At 64.8% G+C, this 1,231-nt stretch carries 2 protein-coding genes; both read left to right on the top strand.

Features of this window, described 5'->3' with window-relative positions; translation table 11 throughout:
- The coding region (locus T370_RS0121990; RefSeq protein WP_029437027.1) for a phage portal protein at nt 1–546 on the top strand (546 nt) is incomplete at its 5' end.
- Nucleotides 539–1,231 (top strand): S49 family peptidase (locus T370_RS0121985; RefSeq protein WP_034507671.1); only part of this gene is annotated, 693 nt, incomplete at its 3' end. The genes T370_RS0121990 and T370_RS0121985, both read left to right, overlap by 8 nt.

Raw genomic sequence — 1,231 nt, 5'->3', positions numbered from 1 at the left:
CGGGCGACGGCGGCCTCCGTGGGCATCCCCTACGAATCGCTGACGAAAGACTTTTCCAAGACCAACTACTCCAGCGCCCGTGCCGCGCTCAACGAGGCGTGGAAACTCTACAGCTTTTACCGCAACTGGTTCGGGCGGCTTTACTGCCAGCCCGTCTACGAGATGGTCATAGAGGAGGCATTCCTTCGGGGCATGTTCGAGCTTCCGAAAGGCGCGCCCGGCTTCTACGAGGCCCGCAAATTCTGGTGCAACGTGGACTGGATCGGCCCCTCGCGCGGGTTTGTGGACCCGGTGAAGGAGATCACGGCCACCATCCTCGCGCTGCAAAACCGCCTCATGACCTACGGCGAGGCATGGGCCGAAACGGGCAGGGACTTCGACGAGGGCTACGCCCGGATGCTGGATGAGTCTCCTCTGCTGGCGCTGCTCGGCCCCCTGAGCCTGAGCACCAAGCCCGGCAAGCCGGGCAAGGACACGGCCCCGGAGGGCGACGAAAAGCCGGAAGGTGATGCCCCCGAAGAGGAAACGGGAGAAGAAGATGAATGAGTTGTGGGCGTTGCCCTTCGACATGGCGGAACAGGTGCTGGCCGAACTGGCCTTGGCAAAGACGAAACCTCAAGCGCTTGTTGAAGGATTCCCGGAGCGGAAGGCGCGTGGCTACGAGCTTGTCGGTGGGGTGGCCGTCATCCCCGTATCCGGGGCGATTGTCAGGGAACAGGGCTGGTACGGAACCGGGCAGGATGCCGTGTCTTCGGCGTTGAAGGCCGCCCTTGCCGACCCTTCCGCCCGGGCGATCCTGCTCGACATCAACAGCCCCGGCGGTGTCGTGGCGGGCACGAAGGAGCTTGCCGACGCCATTGCCGAGGCCCGGACGAAGAAGCGCTGCGCCGCCTACGCCAACGGCCTGTGCGCGTCCGCCGCGTACTGGCTGGCGTCGGCCACGGGCACGGTCTACGCGCCCCTGACCGCCACGGTCGGCAGCATCGGCGTGATCATGACGATCACCAACTACGCGAAGCTGGAAGAGAAATGGGGCATTTCCACCGTGACCATCACGGGCGGCAAGTGGAAGGCGGCCGGACAGGGCGGCGAGCTGACCGACGAGGAACGCCGGTATTTTCAGGAACGGATCAACACCCTGCACCAGATTTTCAAGGCCGATGTGGGCCGTCACATGGGGCTGACGGCTGACCCGCAACTGTGGGGCGAGGCGCAGCTTCTGCTGGCGCAG

This window comes from Bilophila wadsworthia ATCC 49260, from assembly GCF_000701705.1.
Classification (GTDB): domain Bacteria; phylum Desulfobacterota; class Desulfovibrionia; order Desulfovibrionales; family Desulfovibrionaceae; genus Bilophila; species Bilophila wadsworthia.
Note: the sequence above shows the minus strand (reverse complement) of the source record. Positions and strands in the feature narration are given on the sequence as shown.